General features: G+C 55.1%; 4 protein-coding genes and 2 pseudogenes. 5 read left to right on the forward strand and 1 reads right to left on the reverse strand.

Features of this window, described 5'->3' with window-relative positions; genetic code table 11:
- From copA to BG74_RS20955, 5 genes and pseudogenes are all read left to right on the forward strand, one after another.
- Positions 1-431, forward strand: a pseudogene (gene copA, locus BG74_RS20945) (Cu+ exporting ATPase); the annotation flags it as partial.
- Between the two features lie 193 nt (positions 432-624).
- On the forward strand, positions 625-771 hold the full coding sequence (locus tag BG74_RS14295) for a hypothetical protein (protein WP_187202827.1): 147 nt from the start codon (positions 625-627) through the stop codon (positions 769-771).
- A gap of 192 nt (positions 772-963) precedes the next feature.
- Entirely contained in the window at positions 964-1,119 is a 156-nt protein-coding gene (locus BG74_RS14300; protein ID WP_187202828.1) for a hypothetical protein, read from the forward strand.
- A 2-nt stretch (positions 1,120-1,121) separates the two neighbouring features.
- A pseudogene (locus BG74_RS20950) lies at positions 1,122-1,277 on the forward strand (cation:proton antiporter domain-containing protein); the annotation flags it as partial.
- Positions 1,278-1,742: 465 nt separating this feature from the next.
- Positions 1,743-2,027, forward strand: coding sequence for an NAD-binding protein (locus BG74_RS20955; RefSeq protein ID WP_066597833.1), 285 nt, complete (start codon positions 1,743-1,745; stop codon positions 2,025-2,027).
- On the opposite strand, the gene hemH is transcribed toward BG74_RS20955, so the two are convergent.
- A partial coding sequence (gene hemH, locus BG74_RS08520) for a ferrochelatase (protein ID WP_073961152.1) occupies positions 2,008-2,602 on the reverse strand: 595 nt, incomplete at its 5' end. The two genes, BG74_RS20955 and hemH, sit on opposite strands and share 20 nt — an antisense overlap.

The following is a 2,602-nucleotide window of genomic DNA, read 5'->3' on the forward strand; positions in this document are numbered from 1 at the left end:
GGCCGGCGATCTGGTGTATGCCGGCACTGCCGTGAAGGACGACAGTATGTTATTCACTGCCCGAGCTACCGGAAATCGAACCACGCTCGCCAGAATTATCCGGATGGTGCAGCAGGCGAAAAACAGCAAACCCGCCACGGGACAATTGGCCGACCGGATTTCAGCAGTGTTTGTATCCCGTCGTGGTGGCTATTGCGTTGGTGAGAGCCGCCCTTTTGTTGGTGGCTGGACCGGAATCGCGTATTGCCTATTCGCTGGTAGTCACCACGACGGTGCTCAGTCCGGTGGTGGCCACCACGGGTATCGTGCTCTCTTCCATTACCGTGGTGAGCAACGCCAACCAGCTCATTCGCTTTAAACCCGTCTCCGCCGTCGACGCCAGCGCGCGAACCCGGCGGAGGCAGATTCCTAACCGTCCTTCCGTCGCTTAATTCTACTCTTGCTTAATAAATAAGTACTGGAGTGATAGGTGTAAAAATGGTATTATGGCGCCTGGTGAATCTGCTGGGTTGATTTAACGCTGGTGGCGTTTCCATGGCCAGTTATGGATATCATCCTGGCATAGGGGTGATAATTTTACCTGGTAGATAGTATTCATATGGAAACGTCGGCGATGGTTATACCATGCCCGCGCGCCTGCTGGAACGCCTTGAACAGGCCCAGGTGCTCATCGTGGAGGCAGACATCACTGTCAGTTCGCCGCTACTAACTGGCGTCGGTGGTGGGGGCGTAAATCCCGCTGGCGAAACGACTCAGTGCTGCCAACTATGATCGTGTATGCTAAATAAGCCAAGACTATCAGTTGGATCTCGCGGCGCTTGACGGTCTGTTTCCCTGGCACGTAGCCCTACTACTGCAATCACGCCAGGCGGAGCGGGCTGGGTTTACACGTCGATTTTGGCATCAATTATCAATTGATCTAGGCCCGCACGCGTCAATAACCAACCGTTTATCGAACTGGAAATGCCAGAGGAACAGCTGGCGCTACTGCGACGGCTGCCGGCTCAGGGAATGGACACTCTGACGCATTGGCATACCAACACACGCCTGTTGCAGGTGATGATCGGCTACATGGTCTTTTCCTCTGTCATGGACTCTGGACGTTACTCAATAGTCTGATGTTTACCCTGTGCCTGTCTATCGCCAGTACCGTGTGGTGCTACTGCGCGCCCTGGAGGAACGGCAGCTGATTGACAGCCGCCGAGGCCAAATCGCCATCGGTTGGCTTATCGTTGAAGATTTAGTCATGGTGCTGACGCTAGTGCTGTTGCAAGCTTTAGGAGATATTCCTAGGCACACAAGGTACCGGCGGCGCTCAACTCTGGCACGAGCTGGCATTGCGTTGACCATCGCTGTTAGCCTGGCGGCGCAACTCGGGGAATTAACGCTTATTCTTCTGGAAATCGCGCTCAATATGCTTTTCGAACAAAGGCATCACTTATTAGTCCTGGTCGGCATGATTCTGTCAATCATGATCAATCCGCTGATGTTAGCCATGTTGGAGCCTATCTGACGTGCTACGATAATGAAAGCGATGCCAGAGAACCACAGAGAGAACCACAGTAGGAGGAGAATGCTGCCCCTTACCGCCTCGATAAGCCACCACGCGCTGCTAGTAGGCTATATGGCCACTGGGTGGGCAGCTCAATCGGAGCAAAACTGCTGCAGGCGGGCGCGTTGCCGATGGTGGTGGAAAATACCCGCACCCGCGTGTATGCGCCGCGTGATCAAGGGGTCAATGTATGCTGGGCAACGCTGCCTGTGCCAAGATCATGGCGCTGGCGAGGCTGGAAACCGCATGCTGGCTACTCGTGACTATTCCCAACGGTTTCGAGGCAGGAGAAATTGTGACACTGGCGCGCGAACGGTATCCCGATTTGACCATCATCGTTCGCGCACACTATGAAGATGAGGTGAACTACATCACCGGAGGCGGGGCTCCACGCAGGTGGAAAGCTCAGCAGCCGCAAACGCAGGCTATCTGCGGCCTCAGGCGTCAAGTAACAGTTATCGTAGCTCCGCTATAACGAGCTGACGCAGCATCTCCACATGGGCAGCATCATCGTTCAAAGCCGGAATATAGTGGAACTCGCCACCGCCGGCATGTTCAAATATTTCCCTATTTTGTACCTGGATCTCTTCTAGAGTTTCCAGGCAATCGGCGGCGAAGCCGGGGCAAATAACCTGCACCCGATTCACCCCCTGCGACGGTAGGTTTTTCATCGTTTCATCCGTGGCGGGCAGTAGCCAGTGATCGCGACCAAAGCGTGACTGAAAAGTCATCAGCACCTGTTCTGCCGGATAATCCAGCGCCGCGGCCAGGGCCTGGCGCGTGACATCGCACCGCTGAGGATAATCGTCTCCCTCTTCGGCGTATCGCTGAGGTATACCGTGGAAAGAGAGCACCAGGCGATCCGGCCTACCGTGCCGGACAAACGCGTGCGCAACGCTGGCACTCAGTGCGGCAATATACGCCGGATGTGCCGCATAATCGCGAATGAAGCTTATCGACGGTAAGCATCGGTATCCCATAAGGCTGTAAGCCACTGCATCCCAAATCGCAGCGCTGGTGGAGCAGGAATACTGTGGATAAAGCGGCAGG

The organism is Sodalis-like endosymbiont of Proechinophthirus fluctus (genome assembly GCF_001602625.1).
Lineage (GTDB): Bacteria > Pseudomonadota > Gammaproteobacteria > Enterobacterales > Enterobacteriaceae.